This window comes from Paenibacillus sp. Marseille-P2973 (assembly GCF_018101095.1).
Lineage (GTDB): Bacteria > Bacillota > Bacilli > Paenibacillales > Paenibacillaceae > Fontibacillus > Fontibacillus vini.
This window is the reverse complement of sequence record NZ_JAGQEH010000022.1, coordinates 30,214-51,045: the sequence shown is the minus strand read 5'-3', so window position 1 is coordinate 51,045 and position 20,832 is coordinate 30,214. Positions and strand designations below refer to the sequence as shown.

21 protein-coding genes and 1 tRNA gene are annotated in these 20,832 nt (G+C 50.5%); 1 reads left to right on the top strand and 21 read right to left on the bottom strand.

Annotation, left to right across the window (positions count from 1 at the left end; genetic code table 11):
- Nucleotides 1-418 precede the first annotated feature (418 nt).
- From KB559_RS23885 to KB559_RS23805, 17 genes are all read right to left on the bottom strand, one after another.
- Nucleotides 419-1,702, bottom strand: coding sequence for an adenylosuccinate synthase (locus KB559_RS23885; RefSeq protein WP_211025830.1), 1,284 nt, complete (start codon nucleotides 1,700-1,702; stop codon nucleotides 419-421).
- Nucleotides 1,703-1,939: 237 nt separating this feature from the next.
- Nucleotides 1,940-3,301, bottom strand: a complete 1,362-nt coding sequence (dnaB, locus tag KB559_RS23880; RefSeq protein WP_211025828.1) for a replicative DNA helicase — start codon at nucleotides 3,299-3,301, stop codon at nucleotides 1,940-1,942.
- A gap of 1 nt (nucleotide 3,302) precedes the next feature.
- Nucleotides 3,303-3,746, bottom strand: coding sequence for a 50S ribosomal protein L9 (rplI, locus tag KB559_RS23875; RefSeq protein WP_211025826.1), 444 nt, complete (start codon nucleotides 3,744-3,746; stop codon nucleotides 3,303-3,305).
- Complete coding sequence (locus KB559_RS23870) at nucleotides 3,743-5,725, bottom strand: DHH family phosphoesterase (RefSeq protein WP_211025824.1); 1,983 nt, start codon at nucleotides 5,723-5,725, stop codon at nucleotides 3,743-3,745. The genes rplI and KB559_RS23870 overlap by 4 nt, the downstream gene beginning before the upstream one ends.
- An 11-nt stretch (nucleotides 5,726-5,736) precedes the next feature.
- Nucleotides 5,737-6,657 carry a DUF2232 domain-containing protein gene (locus tag KB559_RS23865; RefSeq protein ID WP_211025822.1) on the bottom strand — a complete coding sequence of 307 codons (921 nt, stop codon included), beginning with the start codon at nucleotides 6,655-6,657 and terminating at the stop codon, nucleotides 5,737-5,739.
- A gap of 6 nt (nucleotides 6,658-6,663) precedes the next feature.
- Complete coding sequence (locus tag KB559_RS23860) at nucleotides 6,664-6,966, bottom strand: MazG-like family protein (RefSeq protein ID WP_211025820.1); 303 nt, start codon at nucleotides 6,964-6,966, stop codon at nucleotides 6,664-6,666.
- Between the two features lie 104 nt (nucleotides 6,967-7,070).
- A complete protein-coding gene (locus KB559_RS23855; protein WP_211025818.1) occupies nucleotides 7,071-7,502 on the bottom strand; it encodes a CBS domain-containing protein in 432 nt (143 codons plus the stop codon).
- Between the two features lie 148 nt (nucleotides 7,503-7,650).
- The gene (locus tag KB559_RS23850) at nucleotides 7,651-8,748 is read right to left on the bottom strand and encodes an LCP family protein (protein WP_211025816.1); all 1,098 of its coding nucleotides are present in this window, start codon (nucleotides 8,746-8,748) and stop codon (nucleotides 7,651-7,653) included.
- Between the two features lie 268 nt (nucleotides 8,749-9,016).
- Nucleotides 9,017-10,060, bottom strand: coding sequence for an ABC transporter ATP-binding protein (locus KB559_RS23845; RefSeq protein WP_211025814.1), 1,044 nt, complete (start codon nucleotides 10,058-10,060; stop codon nucleotides 9,017-9,019).
- Nucleotides 10,057-11,091, bottom strand: coding sequence for an ABC transporter ATP-binding protein (locus KB559_RS23840; RefSeq protein ID WP_211025812.1), 1,035 nt, complete (start codon nucleotides 11,089-11,091; stop codon nucleotides 10,057-10,059). The genes KB559_RS23845 and KB559_RS23840 overlap by 4 nt, the downstream gene beginning before the upstream one ends.
- Nucleotides 11,058-12,077 carry an ABC transporter permease gene (locus tag KB559_RS23835; protein WP_247682056.1) on the bottom strand — a complete coding sequence of 340 codons (1,020 nt, stop codon included), beginning with the start codon at nucleotides 12,075-12,077 and terminating at the stop codon, nucleotides 11,058-11,060. The genes KB559_RS23840 and KB559_RS23835 overlap by 34 nt, the downstream gene beginning before the upstream one ends.
- Nucleotides 12,074-13,045, bottom strand: coding sequence for an ABC transporter permease (locus KB559_RS23830; protein WP_211025810.1), 972 nt, complete (start codon nucleotides 13,043-13,045; stop codon nucleotides 12,074-12,076). Before KB559_RS23830 ends, KB559_RS23835 begins: the two co-directional genes overlap by 4 nt.
- Nucleotides 13,046-13,166: 121 nt before the next feature.
- On the bottom strand, nucleotides 13,167-14,909 hold the full coding sequence (locus KB559_RS23825; RefSeq protein WP_211025808.1) for an ABC transporter substrate-binding protein: 1,743 nt from the start codon (nucleotides 14,907-14,909) through the stop codon (nucleotides 13,167-13,169).
- 667 nt (nucleotides 14,910-15,576) lie between these two features.
- A complete protein-coding gene (rpsR, locus tag KB559_RS23820) occupies nucleotides 15,577-15,846 on the bottom strand; it encodes a 30S ribosomal protein S18 (RefSeq protein WP_211025806.1) in 270 nt (89 codons plus the stop codon).
- A gap of 21 nt (nucleotides 15,847-15,867) precedes the next feature.
- A complete protein-coding gene (ssb, locus tag KB559_RS23815) occupies nucleotides 15,868-16,359 on the bottom strand; it encodes a single-stranded DNA-binding protein (protein ID WP_211025804.1) in 492 nt (163 codons plus the stop codon).
- A 45-nt stretch (nucleotides 16,360-16,404) separates the two neighbouring features.
- Nucleotides 16,405-16,689 (bottom strand): 30S ribosomal protein S6, encoded by a 285-nt coding sequence (gene rpsF / locus KB559_RS23810; protein ID WP_211025802.1) that lies wholly within the window; start codon nucleotides 16,687-16,689, stop codon nucleotides 16,405-16,407.
- Nucleotides 16,690-16,831: 142 nt separating this feature from the next.
- Nucleotides 16,832-18,343, bottom strand: a complete 1,512-nt coding sequence (locus KB559_RS23805) for an RCC1 domain-containing protein (protein WP_211025800.1) — start codon at nucleotides 18,341-18,343, stop codon at nucleotides 16,832-16,834.
- Nucleotides 18,344-18,472: 129 nt separating this feature from the next.
- On the opposite strand from KB559_RS23805, the gene KB559_RS23800 reads away from it, so the two are divergent.
- Complete coding sequence (locus tag KB559_RS23800) at nucleotides 18,473-18,670, top strand: YjzC family protein (protein ID WP_211025798.1); 198 nt, start codon at nucleotides 18,473-18,475, stop codon at nucleotides 18,668-18,670.
- A gap of 389 nt (nucleotides 18,671-19,059) precedes the next feature.
- On the opposite strand, the gene KB559_RS23795 is transcribed toward KB559_RS23800, so the two are convergent.
- The 4 genes from KB559_RS23795 to KB559_RS23780 form a co-directional block, all read right to left on the bottom strand.
- A tRNA-Ser gene (locus KB559_RS23795) sits at nucleotides 19,060-19,150 on the bottom strand.
- Nucleotides 19,151-19,314: 164 nt separating this feature from the next.
- Complete coding sequence (locus KB559_RS23790; protein ID WP_211025796.1) at nucleotides 19,315-19,551, bottom strand: DUF951 domain-containing protein; 237 nt, start codon at nucleotides 19,549-19,551, stop codon at nucleotides 19,315-19,317.
- 52 nt (nucleotides 19,552-19,603) lie between these two features.
- Nucleotides 19,604-20,509, bottom strand: a complete 906-nt coding sequence (locus KB559_RS23785) for a mechanosensitive ion channel family protein (protein WP_211025794.1) — start codon at nucleotides 20,507-20,509, stop codon at nucleotides 19,604-19,606.
- Nucleotides 20,506-20,754: a putative Se/S carrier protein gene (locus tag KB559_RS23780; RefSeq protein ID WP_211025834.1), complete on the bottom strand. Its 249-nt coding sequence runs from the start codon at nucleotides 20,752-20,754 to the stop codon at nucleotides 20,506-20,508. The genes KB559_RS23785 and KB559_RS23780 overlap by 4 nt, the downstream gene beginning before the upstream one ends.
- Nucleotides 20,755-20,832: the final 78 nt, after the last annotated feature.

Below are 20,832 nucleotides of genomic sequence, written 5' to 3'. Positions count from 1 at the left end.
TGGGTTTGGGTTTGGGTTTGGGTTTGGGTTTGGGTTTGGGTTTGGGTTTGGGTTTAGATACGGCTACGGCTAGGCTACGGTTGCGAATGTAATCCCTAAATATAAAGTAACTGTAAAACCTACATCTATTTCTCTTCTTTCTTCGAATTCACAACAAATAGATGGAAAACATACATCTAATTTCCTCCTTTTCCGCTAGTAGAAGCAAAAGGAGCGAAATTAACTGCAGGTTTTACATCTAAATGCCCCAATTAGCCCGATTCTCCAAAATTAGATGCAGGTTCTACAGCTAATTTTCCCCTCCTAGTAACTCTGCCAGACTCGCACCACCCATCAAGCTACCATCCACCAAGCTTATCCAAACAATACAAAAACCGCCCCAGGGAATTTAATCCCTGAGGCGGTTCTAACTACCTTACTAGTAGATCGGCAGTACTTGGTTAGTCTGGCTGCGGTTGCGGCCAACCGAGAAGATGGCGATTGGAATGCCTGTCAACTCGGATACGCGCTTCACGTAATTGCGGGTCGTTTCAGGCAGATCTTCCAGCGTCTTCGCGCCGCTGATATCTTCGGACCAGCCCGGAAGCTCCTCGTAGATCGCTTCGCACTCGGCGAGCATTTTCAGGCTGGCCGGATAATGCGTGATCACTTCGCCCCGGTATTTATAGCCGGTGCAGATCTTGACCGTCTTCAAACCGGTCAATACGTCCAGCGAGTTCAGCGAGAGGCCGGTCAACCCGCTGACGCGGCGAGCATGGCGGACCACGACGCTGTCGAACCAGCCAACGCGGCGAGGACGACCTGTAACCGTGCCGTACTCATGGCCGGTTTCCCGAATGAAATCACCGATTTCATCGTGCAGTTCCGTCGGGAACGGTCCGTCGCCGACACGCGTCGTATACGACTTCGCTACCCCGATGACCTGGTCGATCTTCGAAGGTCCCACACCGGACCCGATGCACACGCCGCCAGCCGACGGGTTGGAGGACGTTACAAACGGATAAGTCCCTTGGTCGATGTCCAGCATGACGCCTTGCGCGCCTTCGAACAGTACCTTTTGCTTCGCATCGATCGCATCGTTAAGCACGACCGAAGTGTCCGTGACGTACGGACGAAGAACTTCCGCATACTCCAGGTATTGCTTCAGAATCTCTTCCACATCCAGCGGCTCCGAACCGTAAACTTGCTGAATGACATGGTTCTTCTCGTTCATCAAATGGCGCAACTTCAGTTCGAACTCTTCCGCATCCATCAGATCCGCGATCCGGATGCCGCTGCGAGCCGCTTTATCCATATAAGCCGGGCCGATCCCTTTACGGGTCGTTCCGATTTTGTTCGGTCCCTTACGATCTTCCTCCAGCGCATCCAGCACCATGTGATAAGGCATGATGACATGCGCACGGTCGCTGATGACCAGATTCTTCGTACTGAAGCCATTTTCGTGAATATAGTTGATTTCTTGAATCAGCGCGGCCGGATTTACAACCATGCCGTTGCCGATAACACACTTCTTATCCGAATAAAACACGCCCGATGGGATCAGGCTGAGTTTGTACTTCTTGCCGTCGATAAGAATGGTGTGACCGGCGTTGTTGCCGCCTTGATAACGGGCCACCACTTCGGCGCTCTCCGCCAGATAATCCGTGATTTTACCTTTACCTTCGTCTCCCCATTGGGTACCTACAACGACTACCGTTGACATGTACATTCCCCCGCCTGGTGCCCTCGCACCTGTATTTGAACAATTCATAGACATACGCGACAAAGCCATTTACTGCTCTAAAGCAGCAATATCAGTTTACCAGTCCCCATTTTTAAAGTCAAATTAAAAACGAACAATCACACAGTCGTCTGCATGATTGTTCGGAAATGGATGAATAATGGCTATAAACTAGAACTTAAAACAAGCAGAATACGCATCGCTTCCGTCAAAATAAGCTTACCCGGCAAAAGCGTCCATATGCGCCCGCTCGTAATTCGCGAACTTGTTGAAGTTCTTCAGGAAGACCAGCTCGACGGTTCCGACCGGTCCATTCCGCTGTTTGGCGATAATAATCTCGATGATATTCTTCTTCTCGGTTTCCTGGTTGTAGTAGTCGTCCCGGTAAAGGAACGCTACGATATCGGCATCCTGCTCGATCGAACCGGATTCCCGAAGGTCGGACATCATCGGACGTTTATCCTGCCGCTGCTCAACGCCCCGGCTGAGCTGGGACAGAGCAATTACCGGCACTTCCAATTCACGGGCAATCTGTTTAAGCGTACGGGAAATTTCCGATACTTCCTGCTGCCGGTTCTCGCCCGGCTTCCCGCGTCCGTGAATCAGCTGAAGGTAATCGATGAGGATCATGCCGAGCCCTCTCTCCTTCTTCAGCCGCCGGCATTTTGCCCGGATATCGGCCACGGTCACGCCCGGCGTGTCGTCAATGTAGATTTCCGCCTCGGACAAAGCCGCAATCCCCATCGTCAGCTTCGCCCAATCGTCATCGTTCTTAAAGTCACCTGTCCGCATAATTCCCGCGTCGAGATTCGCTTCGGCGCAGATCATCCGCTGCACCAACTGGGCTGCGGACATCTCCAGGCTGAAGATCGCGACGGTTTCTTTGGCGCGTACCGCCACATTTTGCGCGATATTCAGCGCGAAGGCGGTTTTACCTACGGACGGACGGGCCGCCACGATGATGAGATCGTTCCGTTGAAAACCGGCCGTCATCTTATCGAGATCGACGAAGCCGGAAGGAATTCCGGTCGTATTCCCGCGGTTCTGATGCAGCTGCTCAACGCGTTCGAACACTTCCATAACCACGTCGCGAATGGCAATAAATCCGCTGCCGGAACGGCGGTTCGAAATTTCAAGAATGCGCCGCTCGGCATCGCTTAGCATGCCGGAGACATCCTCTCCGCCGGTATATCCATCGCTGACGATCTGGGTCGCCGTCCGGATCAAACGACGCAGCATCGATTTCTCTTCGATAATGCGCGCGTAATAATCCACGTTCGCCGCCGTAGGCACCGCATGCGCCAGCTTGGCCAAATAGCTGACCCCGCCGGTCTCCTCCAATTCTCCCCGATCCTGCAAACGAGAGGTCAGTGTAACCAGGTCAATCGGCTGCCCTTCCTCGCCGAGCTGAACCATCGCTTCATAGATCAACTGATGGGGCTTGTCGTAGAAATCATCGGTACGGACCCGCTCCATCGCCGTAATAAGCGCTTCGGATTGCAGCAGAATCGCTCCGAGTACCGCCTGCTCGGCCTCTAGATTCTGCGGGGGAATCCGATCGTAAAATATATCGCCGCTCATGTTACTCCTCCGTAACCTGAACCTTGAACGTCGCCTTTACTTCAGGATGAAGCTTAACCGGTACCTGGGTCACGCCCAGCGTACGGATTGGATCGTGCATTTCAATTTTGCGCTTGTCGATCTTCACGCCGGCTTTCTCCAGCGCTTCAGCCACCTGCTTGCTCGTAATCGCTCCGAACAAACGGCCGCCTTCCCCGGCTTTCGCCTTCAGCGTAACCGTCATTTCTTCGAGCTTCTTGCCCAGCGCTTGCGCTTCTTCCTTTTCCTTCTCCTTACGCTTCACTTCAGCCGCCGTTTGATTCTCCAGCGTCTTCACATTGCCGTCAGTAGCCGGACGAACCAGTCCGCGAGGCATCAGAAAATTTTGAGCGTAGCCTTCGGATACCTCTTTGATTTCCCCTTTTTTCCCTTGACCCTTAACGTCCTTCAAAAAGATTACCTTCATTCGAATAACCCCTCTTCCTTATCTATTTCCTCCAGCACGGCCAGCAAACGTTGCTCCGCCTCCGCCTGGGTGCCTTCCAGTTGTACCGCGGCGTTCGTCAAATGCCCCCCGCCGCCAAGCCGTTCCATGACTACCTGTACGTTCATGCTACCTAAGGACCGGGCGCTGATGCCGATCAGTCCGTCAGGCCGCTCGCTGATGACGAACGAAGCCAGCACGTTCGTCATATTCAGCAGCGTGTCCGCCACTTGAGCGATAAGCAGCTGCGGAATTTTATGGTCTTCCTCCGTCACCGCCAGCGCGATATGCCCATAAATCATCCGGGCATGCTTGATAATGTCGGCCTTGGCGATGTACTCCTGAAGGTCTTCCTTCAGGAGCCGCTGCACCATGGCCGTATCCGCCCCCATCCGGCGGAGGAAGGCGGCCGCTTCAAACGTCCGCGACCCGGTATGCAGCGCAAAGTGCTTCGTATCGATCGTAATCCCTGCCAGCAGCGTCGTCGCTTCCAGCGGGCTGAGCTCCACCTTCTCGTGAATATACTGCAGAAGCTCGGTGACGAGCTCGCAGGCCGAGGAGGCGTAAGGCTCCAGATAAACCAGCACCGCGTCGTTGATAAACTCCTCGCCGCGGCGGTGATGATCCACCACCACGACCCGCCGGGCGACCTCCACCAGCCGCGGCTCCATCGTAATCGACGCCTTATGGGTGTCGACAACCACGAGCAGCGTGTGCGGGGTCATCATGCCGAGCGCCTGCTCCGGCGAGATGAAGCGGCGCGCCAGCGCCTCTTCTTTGTCGACGCGCTCCATCAGGCGCTCGATACCCGGGTTGGGGCCATCCAGCACGATGTGCGCCTCGACCTTGTACATATCGGCGGCCTTCATCACACCGATGGAGGCGCCGATCACGTCAAGGTCAGGCATGTGATGGCCCATGATAATGACGCGGTCGCTTTCCTGCATCAAATCGCGCAGCGCATGCGCGATGACCCTGGCGCGGACCCGCGTCCGCTTCTCTACGGCGCCCGTTTTGCCGCCGTAGAAGGACAACCGCTGACCGGCCTTCACCGCGGCCTGGTCGCCCCCGCGCCCGAGCGCCATGTCCAGACTCGACTGGGCCAGTTCGCCCAGCTCGCTGAAGCGCTCGGTGCCGAAGGCGAGGCCGATGCTCAGCGTCATCGGCACCTTGAGGTCCGCGGTCATCTCGCGGACCTCGTCCAAGATCACGAACCGGCTTTGCTCCAGTTCGTTCAGCGATCTCTGATTCAGCATCATCAGATATCGCTCGGAGGACAAGCGCCGCAAATAAATGCGATGCTGCTTGGCCCATTCCGTGATCGCCGATGCCACGCGGGCGATCAGAGCGGTCCGCTGCTGGTCGTCCATGCCTTGCGCGGCTTCGTCCAGATTGTCCAGCATCACGATGCCGAGCGCGGCGCGTTCATTCTCATAGCGTTCGCGCAGCATCGCCAGCTCTGTCATGTCATGCATATAAATCAGCCGCTCATCGTGATCGATGGTCAACTCGTAGTAGCGTTCGTTCGCCACGACTTCTACCGTGGATTTGCCGATTTTGTTGTCCTTTTTGTCCCGAGCCGGCTGCGGCAAAGGAGGCAAAAGCTCGGCCAATGACGAGCCTACTACCGTTTCCCGGCCGAACATCCCGCCCACAAAACGGTTGTGCCATTCTACCACCCGGTCTTCGCTGTAAAGCATAATCCCGAACGGCAAACGCCCGATAGCTTCTCCTTCGACGCGTTTGATCCGGTACGTCAAATCCGTCACGTACTTAACCAGATCCCTGCGGAAGCGCCGTTCCGCCTGCAGCATGACGTAAGCCAGCACGCAGACCAGACACAAACTGACCAATCCAAGGATCCAATTATAGTAGGAGACGAATATAATGAGCATCAGCTGGAGCATGAACATCCAAACGGTCTGATAACCGTGCCAGCGCTTTTGCAGTAAACTAGGCATGCCTTCTCACCCTATCGTCTTGGTCTTGTAAGCATCTCACGCAGTGGAAACGCGATGTCCAAAATCCCGACAATGCGCAGCGGCGGAATAAATAACATTGCCACCACAAGAAGTACCGGGATCGCCGGATTCCATTTCCGGTGGTAAGCTGCGAAGAAGAACAGACTTGCCGACTGAATCATGAATAAAAACTGCAGGAGCGGCATCATATTTAGCAATATCGTTCCCATAAAGCCTTGATGAACCGCCTCACCGCCGAACATTTGAATCAGCAGGCCGATCAGATAGTACCAGATCAGCGATCTTGGCAGCCGCCAGTCGCGGACTGGAGGAAGCTTCGGCACAATATGACCCATACTGCCCAGCGTAGGACGGGCAATCGCATGAGCGATAGCCGTAATGACCAGAGCGCAGACGATCATGGTGAACGGAATCAGGCGTACCGTCAGGCTGGATACCTGTTGGCTCAGCTCCGGAGACCAGACCACTCCGCTGGATAGCGGACTGTCCGCAACATTTTGCAGCGGAGCCATCGCCGTATTGAGCATTTCCTCAATGGCCACAGCCAGATTAAATTGAAAGAACACCGTGCTGACCAGCAGCACCATCAGGAACAAAGCCATTACCGTACCTGCTCCCGTCAGGATGGTCCGGATGGCGGACGCTCTTTTTTTATACAGATGTCCCATTACGATTCCGGGAATTAAAAAATAAGCAGCCTGCAGCCATATCATCGGTCCGAAAATCAAAGCACTGATGATCCAGACCGGCGCTATATGAAGCACGAACGCTTTAGGCGATAAAGTAGTGTACAGCAGAACGCCCGGCACAATCAGGAAAAAAGCCGTGACGACCGTAAGCGGGGTAGCGAGTGACAGCAGGAGCAGCAAATAAACGACGCTCCAGGCCACCGATGTCCAGCGAAGCTTCAAATGGGTTCACCTCTTACGCATATGTTCTTCCAATGTAGATATATCCTGATACCAATCTTCGAGTTGGTGGCCTTCCTGTTTGTGCTTTTTCAACTTTTCCAGGATTGCTTCATCCAAATCCCGATAGGAAACGCCCAGTCTTCGCCCCAATATATAACTGCTGACGATCAGGCTGGCAATACTATCCGTTATCCTTGTCGTGCTGCCTTCCCACAATGCTTTGAATAAACGGGATACGTGATCGACTACTTCGGTTTTTAACCACTCGATCACTTTAGCTCGTTTGGCTACATCCATTTCCCTTTGCATGGCCGACAGCTTCCACCCTCCCCGAAAGGCATTATTCTTCATTATAGCATAAAGCAATCCCGGCAAGGGACGCAAACGGTCGCAGCAAGTTTTAACAGTAGGACCTAGTTATTGCTTCGGACCGAAGCATCGCGAGCCACGAATTTCTCGCAGTATTCAATGATTTGGCTGCGGCGGACGATGCCGATAAACCGGCCCATATCATCCACGACCGGCACAAAGTTTTGCACTTTGGCCAAGTTGATCAGGTCTTCCATATCGGCGTCGATCGATACCGGCTTGATATCCATTTTAAGAGGAACATCCCGCAGGAGAAATTTTGAAGCGGTCTCAAAAGTGACCTTGCCGGCCGAATTTTTCATATACCACAGCAAGTCTCCTTCGGTAACCGTTCCGACGTAAACCCCATCCCGGCCAAGAATCGGTACCGCTGTGTACCGGTGAAATTCCATCCGTTCGAGCGTCTGCCGTAAGGTCGAATCCAATGTTACAGCCACGACATCATTTTTCGGCAGTAAAAAAAACGCAATATTCATGAGAAAAATATCCTCCTCTACCTTACTTATAAGCAATGCTATCGTTCTTCAAATGGCGCGAAATCGGCAGCCGGTAAACCGGACTGCCGAGGGATTCGCGGAATGTATGAATGCTGATTCGCAATGTTGAAAATGATATAAGTGCTGATTACTTCGCTTGAGCAGATGTTCCCGCAGATTCCTTCTCGTTCGTTTCCTTCGTCCCGTTCTCCGCCTCATCGGCAGCTTTTTCCCGGGCATCCGGCATCAGCAGCTGTTCCGTTTTAGTATCCGGATCCGTCCAATTAGTGATCAATTGCTTAGCAAATTCAAGATCTTCTTCATTGGCCGCGTCATAATATACCCCGTTCTTGCGGAAGCCTTCCCCCATAATGGTAAATCCGTTGATCGACGGGGCATCTCCCAGCAGAACTTTCTTTGAGAGGTCAATAATGTAACTTGGCATCATGTCGGTTTTAAAATTATCCCCCAGCATATCCATGAGATCGGGGATCTTCGAAACCTGGTCCAGCTTCAGCATCCGGTCCACGATGGCGCTTAGGAACACCTGATGCCGCTTCGTCCGGTTAAAGTCACTGTCCTCGCGATAACGGGTGTAGTTTAATGCTTCCTGTCCGTCATACAGCGGCTTTCCAGCTTTGATCGTAAACTTCTCGTGATCCTTCTGCTTATTGACGATATCTTTCGTAATCGGCAATTCAATTCCGCCGAGCGCATCGACTACTTCACGCAGTCCCTCGAAGTTGATGGCCGCATAATAATCGACCGGACTGCCGAGAAAGTTCTCAACTGTATCTTTGGCCATCTTTTCGCCGCCAAACGCATATGCATGATTAATTTTGTCTTCCTTGTCCCTGCCGACAATTTCCGTGTATGTGTCCCGGGGAATCGAAACCAGCAATACCTTAGATTCCTCCGGCCGGACCACCGCGTAAATCATCGTATCCGAACGGGCCGGTTCATTCGCCCGCTGGTCCACCCCGAGCAGGAGCGCGCTGAACGGCTCCATTTTCTGCTCTTTGACGACCGGCTTCGGCTTCGCTTGCTCTCCTTCAAGCGGAGCATAGGACTTCTCCAGCTTCTTCTCGACCTGGCCGGAAAGGAATAAATCGAACGCCATGACGGCCAGCGGCTTGCGGAACAAATATCCCCCCGCTCCAAGAACGACAAGTGCCAGCAGCACAATTAGCGCCTTTTTGCCCCGGCTCCCTTTTTTCTTTACCCTTTTATCTCTTTGTTTCATCATATGCCTCCATCAGTGTTGATTATTTCTTATATAAGCATTCAGACGACGACTTTAATAACTAAATACCCTACCGTTTCGTACTATACCATATAGACGAATTTGGGCACAACAAAGTTACCTCCCCAAATATGGGTATAGGACGATAAATTCACCCTTTTTTGACTGTTTTGTGCACAACATTATTTTCTAATCTATTCCTTATATAACCATAAAAAAAGGCTCGCCCCCAAGAATAGAGGACGAGCTTTGCTAAACTTTCTTGATTTAATTAATTTACGCCTCCGGAATCGCCCTTCACTAACGGAAAATGACAAGCAACCTGCCGGCCTGGCATAATCTCCTCCAGCAACGGCTCCACTTGGGAGCATTTTGCTTGCGCTAAAGGACAGCGCGTATGGAAACGGCAACCGGAAGGCGGATTGGCCGGTGACGGTACATCCCCCTGAAGGACGATCCGCTCCTGCCGGCGCCCCGGGGTCGGCTTTGGAATCGCCGATAACAGGGCTGCCGTGTAAGGATGCAGCGGTGCGGCAAACAGCGTTTCCGTTTCCCCCACTTCCACCAGCTTGCCCAGGTACATGACGCCGACCCGGTCGGAAATATGCCGGACCACGTTAAGACCGTGCGCGATGAACAAAAAGGTGAGGCCTAGCTCCTTTTGCAGCTTCATCAGCAGGTTGATGACCTGCGATTGAACGGAAACGTCCAGCGCGGATACCGCTTCATCCGCCACAATGAATTGCGGGTTCAGCGCAATCGCGCGTGCAATGCCGATCCGCTGCCGTTGGCCGCCGGAAAATTCATGGGGATACCGGTTACGGCGCGAGGCATCCAGACCTACCATCTCCATCAATTCGACAACCTGTTCATCGATTTCTTTCCCGGACATTTTCCGATGAACGCGCAACGGTTCCCCGATAATGTCCTTCACCAAAAAGCGCGGATTCAACGACCCGAACGGATCCTGAAAAATAATCTGCATTTCCTCGCGAAGCTCTCGCAGTTCTTTTCCGCCCATTTCATGAATATTCCGTCCGTTAAAGATCACTTCACCTTCCGTCGCTCCCTGAAGCCGAAGAATTACCCGTCCAAGCGTAGATTTGCCGCACCCCGATTCACCAACGAGTCCGAACGTCTCGCCTTTCCGGATCGTCAGGGACACGTCGTCCACTGCTTTGACCTGACCGACTACCCGGCTCAGCAATCCTTTATGAATGGGGAAATACTTCTTCAGGTTACGGACATCAATGATTACATCCTCCGTTGCCGCTTCACCTGTAGTTTGTTTATTGAGCGTGACTTTCGTACTCATGCGCGCTTCACCTCATCTCTGCCGCCTCTGCCGTCAACGAGTGCCACCGGCCGATCTTCAAACAGCCAGCAGGCGGCCCGATGATCGTCCCCATCCCCGACTAAAAAGTCGAAGGGTTCCTTTTGGCGGCAAATATCCATGGCATGCGGACACCGCGGGTTAAAGCGGCACCCGGCAGGAAGTTGACCTATAGGCGGAATCGTTCCCCGGATCGTGTACAGCTCTCTGCCGCGCTCCCCTTCAAAACCGGGAATAGACTGCAGCAGACCTATGGTATACGGATGGCTCGGATTGTTGAAAATATCCTCCACAGGCCCTTCTTCTACAATTGCACCTGCATACATGACTGCTACGCGATCTGCCATCTCCGCCGCAACCCCCATATCATGGGTGATGAGCAGGATAGACATGCCCAGCTCGGCCTGTAGTTTACGGAGCAGGTCCAAAATCTGGGCTTGAACCGTCACGTCAAGCGCCGTAGTCGGCTCGTCGGCAATCAGCAATTCCGGTTTGCATGCGAGCGCAATCGCAATGACCACGCGCTGGCACATCCCGCCGGAAAGTTCATGCGGGTACTGCTTTGCCCGGATTTCCGGAGCTGGAATGCCTACCGTACGCAGCATTTCGACCGCAGCTTCCCAGGCCTTGTCACCGCTCATGTTCTGATGCAGACGCAAGCTTTCCGCAATCTGTTCCCCGACCGTAAACACCGGGTTCAGCGAGGACATCGGATCCTGAAAGATCATGGCGATCCGGTTACCCCGGATATGACGCATTTCTTCCTGGCTCTTTAACGCCAGATCCTGTCCGTGGTACTCAATGCTTCCATCCGCGATCACTCCGCCGGCATAATCAATCAACCGCATCACGGCGAGCGAAGTGACACTCTTCCCGCTGCCGGATTCGCCGACCAGGCAGACGGTCTGCCCTTGACGAATGGACAACGTAATCTCATCGGTAGCTTTGACCATTCCTTTATCGGTTACGAATCCAACCGTCAGTTTCCGGATTTCGAGTAGTTTTTCCGCCATTGCTTCAGCCTCCTCCGGGTTTTGCTCATGCTTTGCCGAGGGTCAAGTGCATCCCTGATCCCGTCGCCGATAAAGTTGACCGCGAGCACAACTAACAATATACATAGACCTGGATATAAGGCCTGCAATTTATCAACCAGCATAAATTCCTGCGCATTGCTGAGCATGACTCCCCAGCTGGTTGCCGGAGACTGAATGCCGAGCCCAAGATAAGATAATGCCGATTCACTCAAAATGGCGCTGCCTACCATCAAGGTAGCATTTACGATAATCGGAAAGCTCGCATTGCGCAGCAAGTGTCTGAAGATGATCCCCCAGCTGGAAACCCCGATTGCCCGGGCCGCCTCCACATACTGCATTTCTCTGAGCTGCAGGAAGTTCCCGCGTACAAGGCGCGCAATACTCATCCAACTCGTAAAGGCCAAAATCATAATCATATATTTGATTTCTGAGCTAAAAATCGCAAGTACAAGAATATTCAGGAACAGGGTTGGTACCGAGTTCATGACGTCAACCAATCTCATAAATATCGTATCGACCCATCCGCCGAAATAGCCGGATATCGCACCTACAATAGAACCGATAATTACCGATGCGATCGCCACGGAGAACCCGATCATAAGTGATATGCGCGCACTATAGAGCAGTCTAGTAAAAATATCGCGTCCCAGCTCATCCGTGCCGAGCAAATGTCCATCCGCACCAGGCTTCAGATTCGGGAACATCAAATCAATCCGGGCAGGATCGTACTTCGATATAAAAGGAGCCAATAATGCCATTACCACAAAAAAGATCAATACTACAAGCCCGGTCATCGCATAAGGATTTCGGGAAAATTTACTCCACAGCATTCTCCAAGGACCCGGAGGTCTTTGGGAGAGCTTTGCCGACGAAGGATCATAGGATTCCGGGGGAAGCCCGAACGGAGCCGCAACCAACGGATCCGTACCCGCTCCAGCAGATGTTTCAGCTTTCATATCGCTCATGCCGATTTCCCCCCTTTGCCGCCGATTTTGACGCGCGGGTCAACCACGGCATAAAGAATGTCGGCCAGCAGGTTCCCGATAATAACGATAACCGCTGTTACGATCGTAATCGCCATTAGTACGGAGTATTCACGAGCCAAGGCATTTTCCACGTAGAACCTTCCCATACCCGGCCAGTTGAACACATTTTCCGTCAGCGCAGCACCCGCCACCAGAATCGGTAAATCCAGCCCGATTACTGTAATGATCGGAATCAGCGCATTACGGAGCGCATGGCGGAAGACCACCTTACGTTCCTTGACCCCTTTAGCCCGTGCCGTACGGATATAATCCTGGTCAAGCACTTCCAGCATGCTGGCACGTGCGTATTTCATATAGGAAGCAAGGAAACCAAGAGCAAGCACGGAGACCGGTAACACGAGATGCATGAACAAGTCGCCGATATCCCCCTCTTTGCCTCGGGAATGCATGTCCGAAAGCGGGAACCAATCGAGTTCCAAAGAAAGCCACTGCTGAAGCAGAATCCCGAACCAAAAACTCGGCATTGCAAAGCCTAAATAAGAAATAAAAGATGAGGTCTGGTCGGATAAACCATATTCTCTCGTACTATTATAAATTCCCCATGGAATTGCGATGATCAAGGAAACGAACCAGGCAACTCCCATTAATATGAGCGTATTCGCCATCCGCGGCCAGAGCAGATCACCGACCGGAATGTGATTTTTGAAAGTGTAGCCCAAATCACCTTGAAGCAGACCGCCCACCCATTTTATGTATTGAATCGGGATCGGCTTATCAAGCCCCATATTTGCTTTTTGCTGTGCCATCGCTTCCGGCGACAAACCGGGCGCCAGCATGACCTGTGTGGGACCCCCAGGAGCCGCATGAATCAGAAGAAAAGTAGCGACAGTAATTAAAAAAATGACCAATACCGATTGCAACAGGCGACGGACCAGATATTCTGTCATTGTTCTATCCTCCTATAAATTGCAAGGTATAGAATCTCCGAATAATCCTCTTCCCCTAAAGGAGAAGGAGAAAGAGACATTCTCTTTCCCCTCCGGTGATTCTATTTCCTGTATCCGTTCCTTAGTCGGTTACCCACCATTTGATAGCGTGGAAGTATTGACCATATCCAAGCGATGGTTCAGGACGATCTTCTTCAGCCCAATGAACTCTTGGACCCGTACCGATAGCCTGACCATATTGATAGAGGAACACGTATGGCAGATCGGTCGAGATTTCCTTAGCCACTTCCTTGTAGATTTCTTTCCGTTCATTTTGATCAACGGTGGAATATCCGTCAATCCACAACTGGTCCAGCTTCTCATTCTTATACCAGCCGCTGTTTTGTCCAGCCGGCGGGAAGTATTTGGAGGAGAAGATGCTCTCCGAGTCCGGATCCGGCGTATTCAACGACCAAGCCAGCAGCAACGCCTGGTATTTGCCCGGTGTTACGTTTTGATCGATCCAGGCTGCGAAATCGATAGCCTTCGGTGTTGCTTCAATGCCTACATCTTTAAGGTTCTGTTGAATAACGGCCGCAACTTGTTCCCGGCGGCTGTTCCCCGCATTATATTGAAGCTCGAACGAGAAGCGATGTCCGTCCTTCTCAAGAATGCCGTCTTTACCGGCAACCCATCCGTCTTCAGCCAAGAGCTTCTTAGCTGTTTCCGCATTGTAATCATAGTTTACAGCCGCGTCTTTCGGGTCAGCCCATGTATCCGGCAGGAACGGAGCATTCATCAGCGCACCGACACCTTTAAGGATGTTATCGACCATTCCTTGACGGTTCAAAGCGTGAGCAATCGCCTGTCTTGTCTTTTGACCTTCGAACAATCCGTAATTGTCAGGGAAGTTCTTCGGATCAAAGTTGAAGTTGAGATATTCATACTGTGCACCCGGTTTTTCAATAATAGCGATTTTGTCGTTTCCTTTAACCGCTTCTACCTGGGTAACCGGAATTGCGCTGATATGGTCGGTGTCGCCTTTCAGCAACGCTTGAACTTCTGTATTTTGATCGGCATAAATTTTATAAATTACTTGTGCGATATGCGGTTTGACTTCACCCCAGTAGTTCGGATCCGCATCCATCGTATGGCTCTCGCCTTGTTTCCATGCTGTCCATTTCCACGGCCCGTTCGTTACCGTTTTCGCCGGATCGGTACCATAGGCATTTTTTTGGAGTTCTGTGACAGGGATATCTTTCAATACATGAGCCGGTATCAATTCTACTACTAACGAGTACTGGAATGGTGCGTATATTTGCTTCAGTGTGATACTTACGGTTTTGTCATCCACTTTCTCAATTTTATCTACTTTATCCATAAGGCTTATGCCAGGAGCACCTGCTTCCGGATTCCGGATCGTATCGATCGTAAAGATAATATCGTCCGCCGTTACCGGTTGGCCGTCGCTCCATTTAGCCGAATCTTTCAATTTAACAGTGTATGTCTTTCCGTCTTCAGATACCTTAGGGGCTTCAGCTGCAAGCGACCACGGTTCTGCAGTTACATTTCCTTCACGGTTCAAATCATACAGTTTGGCGAACAGAAATTGAGCCACATCGCCTGAGGAAGTATCATTTATAAATACAGGATTAAGACTTACAATATCGGAGAATGTACTAAGCGTAATCGTTCCGCCGTCAACCGGCTGGTCGGCCGCAGGAGGCGCCTCTGTCTGTGTGTCATTTTCTTTATTGGTGTTATTCTCTGTAGCGGGCGGGGTAGATGTAGAAGCATTGTTATTGGTACTGCACCCGGTAAATAAAATACCAACCAGAGATACTATAAGCAGAACAGACCACCAATTCATCCTTTTTAACTTCATACCAAGACTCCTCCTTCAGAATATGTAGCTGACATTTTAAAAAGCCGTCATTCAGTGAAGCGCTTTCTTTCTATAATCCCCCCTTGTTCCTTACGAATCTGTGTTCTTTATATAACTTTCGCCACGGGTTGGTACCTCGATTTTCTACACAAAATCGAACCTTACCTTAAGCGTAGTTGCCAATGAAAGGAGTATTGCTACAGCAGGAATAAATGAGATCATTACGATTGTTGGTTTCTTGGTTTCATGAATTTAATAGGCAATCGATGTCAGGTCTTGGAAGTATAGCTTGAGAACATGCGGTGAATTCAAAATAGTTTGATTTGGTATCTTGTTAAGGACCAGCATTCAACTATATCTATGAGGAAGTATACAAAAGAAGATTAAACATAGTATAAAACTTATGTTAATGAGATAAAGCGTCAAAGCGTCAATATAAACCACTGGTTAATAAGGTGTTGAGAAACCCCGTAAAGACTGGGGAAAATCCCCAACTTGATTATTGTAAATAATACATGTTAATTAACCTTACGTCAATATCTTTTTAGGCTATTTTTTACCTGCTTTTAGCATGACAGAATTCGTCAAATCTAGGGATTTCACTCTCATTTAGAACAAAAAAACAGCCGGATCCATGAGGATTCGGCTGTCTCTTTCATACCGCCAATTACTCCGTAGTGTACGGAAGCAAAGCGATTTGACGGGAGCGTTTGATTGCAACAGTCAAAAGACGTTGGTATTTAGCGCTCGTACCTGTTACACGACGTGGCAAAATTTTGCCGCGCTCACTGATGAATTTCTTCAACAGTTCAGTATCTTTATAGTCAATGTGAGTAATCTTGTTCACAGTGAAGAAGCACACTTTACGACGTTTGTTACGGCCGCCGCGGCGAGCCGGTCTCTTGTCGTCTCCGCCTTCTCTTTGTTTGAAGCTCATGCTATTCAGTCCTTTCCGTAATTAAAATGGCAAATCATCATCCGAAATATCGATCGGCTTCCCGTCATCGGAGAAAGGATCATTTTGATTGCCGCGCGAGAAATTGTTGCTGCGACCGGTGTTGCCACCGCCACTGCCACTACCTCCAAATGGAGTCTCCTCACGTTGTCCTCCGCCACCTGCTCCGCCTTCGCGGTTCGACTCCAAGAAACGGACATTATCGGCAATGACTTCGGTGACGTAAACACGTTTACCTTCGTTATTTTCGTAATTCCGTACTTGAATACGTCCTTCCACAGCCGTCAGACGACCTTTGCGCAAATAGTTTGCGCACGTCTCGGCGAGCTGTCTCCAGGTTACGACCGGAATAAAATCCGCTTCGCGTTCTCCGCCTTGCGAGGTAAAGGGTCTGTCCACGGCAATCGTGAACTGAGTGACCGCTACACCGGATGGCGTATAACGCAGCTCCGGATCCTTGGTAAGACGTCCGATCAGAATGACACGGTTCAACAATCAAATCCCCTCCTTCGGGCTTCTTGTTTTACAAAACTTGAAGAATTAGGCTACGTCTTTTGTAATGAGATAACGGATAACCTCGTCGGAAATCTTCAGAATCCGCTCAAGCTCAGCAACTACATCAGGAGTAGCTGTAAAGTTGACGAGTACGTATACTCCGTCACGGATCTTGTTAATCTCATACGCAAGCCGGCGTTTGCCCATTACATCATGCTTCGTAATTTCTCCGCCGTTCTGGATGATGCCTTGGAATTTTTCGACTACAGCTTGAACAGCTTCTTGTTCAAGGTCAGGACGAATAATGTACATCACTTCGTATTTGCGCATCTGGTTCACCTCCTTGTGGACTATGGCCCCCAACTTGTTCCTCTTGGGAGCAAGGAACGAGTCTAAACTCGCACCATAGTAGTATATCAAATCGGGAACCGCGGCGCAAGAACCCAAAATATGTTGCTCGTAGTTTCTTAAGTTACTTTACTTTGACTCCCATACCTTGTTGTCCAAAAGCATTGTCATATCCGCTAACCCATAGCTTTCCGCCGCTGATCCAAAAGATATTCCGGCTCGTATTTTCAATAAAGCTTACGTTTTTATTCAAGTCTCCGAGGCGCGGATAAGTATTGAAGGTCAGCAATTCCTTGTTTTGGGTCAGCAGCAGGACGCCGTTTACCGTTAATGACACCGAGGTGTAATTCAGCTTCTTGCCGGCCGCACTCCAGCCTGTTTCTTTATTGTATCTAAGCGCCATATTCGTAAGATTCGTAGGTTTAACCAGTTTGGCGGGAACCTTCTGTCCAAGCTGTCTTGCCGAATTGTCCCCATATCCCCACAACTCGCCTTTTTTGTCTATGGCAATGATATATTCATCATTCGTATTGGCGGCATCGAACTTTTGGATATCCTTGAACCCGGCGATTTGCTCGGCTTTGGTCGTCTGCCCTTCTACAATGGCATTATTCCAACCCCATAGGGTGCCGTCCTTCTTTAAAGCGTAGCCTTTATGATTGCTCATAGATACCGCCACTGCGTCCTGGATTAATATTTTTCTGTAATGATTATGTACGAATTCTCGCGCATCCTCATTAGCCCAACCAACCCCGCCCAGTTGATAAACGTTCCCGGCCTTTGTCAGCAACGCAACTCCCCGATTAAACGCGTTCATATCGGCAATCGGCTCATCGATCAATGTGATCTTGGTCGGTATCCCGGTAACGGTCTTTATGCCGAGATCCTTCAGGTCTCCCCAACCGTATAGTTCTCCATCCGTTGTAATATATAAGGAGAATTTCTCCCCTGCCTCAATCTTCCGGATTTTGGGGTTGGTGGTAATGAGCGTTGGCGGAAGCACCGGCATTTCGCTCTCGTTGATTTCGTGGTTCGTGTTCTTCCCCCATCCATAAAGTTGCCCTTCCTTTCCGAGCGCCAAGGTATGGGCTTCACTGGCTGCTACGGACACGGGTGAGGCTACAGCCTTCAACTGGGTTGGTTCTTTGACGACGGTAGCTTGCGATCCGACTCCGTATTGTTCAAATTTAATGGGCACCGGTTCCTGGTAGCCCTCGCGATACTTTTCATATCGGCTTGGCGTTTCGTAACGATCCCGGTAGTCCGGCAAAGATGTCGCAGCCTGTGCGCCACCCGGTACGGTCACATAAACTCCTATGCCGTAATTGTATTTGGAGAACCTTGATTCTTTGAACACCTCTTCTTTAAAAGCAGGCGTCACCAGGTGATAATAACCGTCTTTATTTACCGTTACGGTAGCGGAGAAAAAAGCCTTCTCATCTTCGTCCCTCAACTCGATACTCAAAGATGAAGCTTTAGCCAATCCTTCAACCAGGATGGAGTTATCTTCATTTCGCTGGGTGAATATTTCAATCCATTCTCCAAGGGCCTCCACCGGACTAACCGATATAGGCATTAGTGGAATAACGAGCGCCATGATGACCATTATGATCAATCCCCTCATACGCCTTGCCATCTTCAATCATCCTCTCTGCCATGTTTATGTATGTAAATAATTATCGGCTCTGACTTGTACATGATTAAGTCCGCATTACAAACACTATGTTTGATTCCCCTCTTCGGGGCAGAAAGGAGGAACAGCAAAATGGGCGAGCAAACCGAATTCGAACCGGGCGACAAAGCGCCGAACCCGGGCATTTATGTTGAAGTCAGCGAGGCGCGCAGCTTCCATACCCAAATTCAGAATCCCAAACGGGTTACCTTGGAGCGTGGAGAGACGTTTCCTGAGACCACGAATAAGGACAGAAAGTGGAAAAAGGCTGAAAAAGCGCGTGTACACTAAGGTTTTTGCCGGATAGCTGAAATTTTAAAAAATTCGTGTATAGAACCCTGCATCCTGCACATAATACAATCAGACGGCGTTGCCAAGAGAGGTGTGGTTCCGTTGGAGGTATCAGCGAGCAACATTACTCAGGAGTCTTATTCACTACGATTTAGAAGCCAAGATCTCGGGTTAGTGAAGACCCCTCTTCTTTAGTCCGGGTTGCCAAAGCAAACATCGACCGTTTCTTAGGTTGTGAGACAAGAATTCCAAATAAGCTCGCCGTCGACCAGAAAAGGGACCCGTAAGGGTCCTTTTCGGTTTGATTAGTGACTAAGCTTGGATGATGTGCCGATAAAACAAAAAAACCTCCCGTGTATTCACACGAAAGGTTTGATCATTCAAGTTAATGGCGGAGAGGGTGGGATTCGAACCCACGCACGCCTTGCGACGCCTAATTGATTTCGAGTCAACCCCCTTGGGCCTCTTGGGTACCTCTCCATTTAACAAGCAAGAATGATTGTACCATGCTTTTTTTCAAATTGCAATACTTTCTCTTTATGATGAGAATTGATCGGCGAAAAGCTGCCGGAGGGCCCCATGTTCAAGCGTTTATTAACCTGAAATCGAAGCCTTCTCCTTTTCCAGCTTTGCGGTTTACAGGGCTAATTGGGAGCCCCTCCCGCCCCGTCGATTTGGCCTGGATCCTCGGAAGCTGATCGCAGCACTTTGCGCATGTTTTTTTCAAATTTCGCCCGCGGGACAAGCACACTGTGCTTGCAGCCTACGCATTTAATTCGGATATCCATGCCCATCCGGATAATCTCCATCTCATTGCTGCCGCAAGGATGGTTCTTCTTCATTAATACGACATCGCCCAATTGAAAAGATTTCCGTTCCATTTGTCCCCCTCCTGCACTTTAACCCGATTCTTTTACGTTATAAGCCTCCAGATCAACCTGGCTGGACATCCTGCTGTTTCTGGGCTTCAGCAGCCAATCTGAGCGCCTCTTCTTCCTCCAGCGCCTCTTTGGCGTACATTTGAATCTCCCGTTCCACATTAGCCCTTACGCCCGGCAGACACTCTACGGCAATCCTGACGACATACTCGCTGGCCGTAAGCGATTGTACGCCCATGATGCTTGGAACCTGGGTGATATCCCCGCTGCTTTCCGAAAAGTCCAGCATGGCCTTTTTCAGCAGGTTCAGAGTGTCCTCCAGTTTTCTCGTATTGCTGAACGGAAGATCTACGACCGCTAAGGCATTCCCCAGCGAATAGTTGGTTACGTTCGTAATCATCCCGTTGGGAATGATATGAACTTCACCGGTCCAGCTAACCAGCCGGGTTGAGCGCAGGCCGATAATCTCCACCGTTCCTTTTAACGTTCCCGTTTGGATGACATCGCCCACTGCAAACTGATCCTCCAAAATAATAAAAAAGCCGGTAATCACATCTTTCACCAAACTTTGTGCGCCAAACCCGATGGCCAGACCCAGCACGCCGGCTCCCGCCAGCAGCGGACCCAGTTTCACTCCAATCTCGCCCATAATCAGCATCAGCATAATAAAATTGCTTGTAATGGAAGTTACATTCTTAAGCAGTTCCCCGACCGTAATGAATCTGCGGGGGTTTACCTGCAGACGGCCTTTTTCCCGCCGTTCGAGAGATCTATCAATCACCTTATATATTATCTTTACAAATAAACGGGTCAACAAAAAGATGATGATGATTCGAATCGCCGAGAACACAAAGGCCTGCCACATATCCATATCTGTAAACCAATTCCACATCTTATCTTTCCAGGTTATCGCCTGTTCAATGACACCCCCCGGCGTTTCTACGCTCAACCATCGTTTCATCCTGTCCCCTCCTCAAGTCCGATTTGCTCATAGCCTGCTGCCTGACGGAAAAAGATTCCTCGTATTTCCACCGATTCCTGAAGGACGATCTCTCTTACTATCGCAAGAGACTCCTGCGGAAACTGAATGGATAATGCACAGCCTGCCGTGATTTCCTTAGGAGTCGGGCATAAATCAATCTCCACTTCTGCGTATTCCAGCAGCATTTCGGCCCGCAGTGCTTGCTGCGTCGAGTCGAATGCCATTACCAGCCAATCCTCCAACTCCTATCTCTCCCCTTTCTGCGACTATAGTCCGAGTATATAACTTCAGAAATTTCCATA

Bases quoted from the DNA above. Each gene is read 5' to 3' on its own strand.
- KB559_RS23805 (WP_211025800.1), bottom strand. From the start codon at position 18,343: ATGGCAAGGCGTATGAGGGGATTGATCATAATGGTCATCATGGCGCTC.
- KB559_RS23855 (WP_211025818.1), bottom strand. From the start codon at position 7,502: ATGAATATTGCGTTTTTTTTACTGCCGAAAAATGATGTCGTGGCTGTA.
- KB559_RS23885 (WP_211025830.1), bottom strand. From the start codon at position 1,702: ATGTCAACGGTAGTCGTTGTAGGTACCCAATGGGGAGACGAAGGTAAA.
- KB559_RS23840 (WP_211025812.1), bottom strand. From the start codon at position 11,091: ATGGCGGAAAAACTACTCGAAATCCGGAAACTGACGGTTGGATTCGTA.
- KB559_RS23845 (WP_211025814.1), bottom strand. From the start codon at position 10,060: ATGAGTACGAAAGTCACGCTCAATAAACAAACTACAGGTGAAGCGGCA.
- dnaB (WP_211025828.1), bottom strand. From the start codon at position 3,301: ATGAGCGGCGATATATTTTACGATCGGATTCCCCCGCAGAATCTAGAG.
- KB559_RS23825 (WP_211025808.1), bottom strand. From the start codon at position 14,909: ATGAAGTTAAAAAGGATGAATTGGTGGTCTGTTCTGCTTATAGTATCT.
- rpsR (WP_211025806.1), bottom strand. From the start codon at position 15,846: ATGAGCTTCAAACAAAGAGAAGGCGGAGACGACAAGAGACCGGCTCGC.
- KB559_RS23870 (WP_211025824.1), bottom strand. From the start codon at position 5,725: ATGCCTAGTTTACTGCAAAAGCGCTGGCACGGTTATCAGACCGTTTGG.
- rplI (WP_211025826.1), bottom strand. From the start codon at position 3,746: ATGAAGGTAATCTTTTTGAAGGACGTTAAGGGTCAAGGGAAAAAAGGG.
- KB559_RS23860 (WP_211025820.1), bottom strand. From the start codon at position 6,966: ATGCAAAGGGAAATGGATGTAGCCAAACGAGCTAAAGTGATCGAGTGG.
- KB559_RS23790 (WP_211025796.1), bottom strand. From the start codon at position 19,551: ATGGAACGGAAATCTTTTCAATTGGGCGATGTCGTATTAATGAAGAAG.
- KB559_RS23830 (WP_211025810.1), bottom strand. From the start codon at position 13,045: ATGACAGAATATCTGGTCCGTCGCCTGTTGCAATCGGTATTGGTCATT.
- KB559_RS23785 (WP_211025794.1), bottom strand. From the start codon at position 20,509: ATGAAACGATGGTTGAGCGTAGAAACGCCGGGGGGTGTCATTGAACAG.
- KB559_RS23800 (WP_211025798.1), top strand. From the start codon at position 18,473: ATGGGCGAGCAAACCGAATTCGAACCGGGCGACAAAGCGCCGAACCCG.
- rpsF (WP_211025802.1), bottom strand. From the start codon at position 16,689: ATGCGCAAATACGAAGTGATGTACATTATTCGTCCTGACCTTGAACAA.
- KB559_RS23835 (WP_247682056.1), bottom strand. From the start codon at position 12,077: ATGAGCGATATGAAAGCTGAAACATCTGCTGGAGCGGGTACGGATCCG.
- KB559_RS23850 (WP_211025816.1), bottom strand. From the start codon at position 8,748: ATGATGAAACAAAGAGATAAAAGGGTAAAGAAAAAAGGGAGCCGGGGC.
- KB559_RS23780 (WP_211025834.1), bottom strand. From the start codon at position 20,754: ATGGCATTCGACTCGACGCAGCAAGCACTGCGGGCCGAAATGCTGCTG.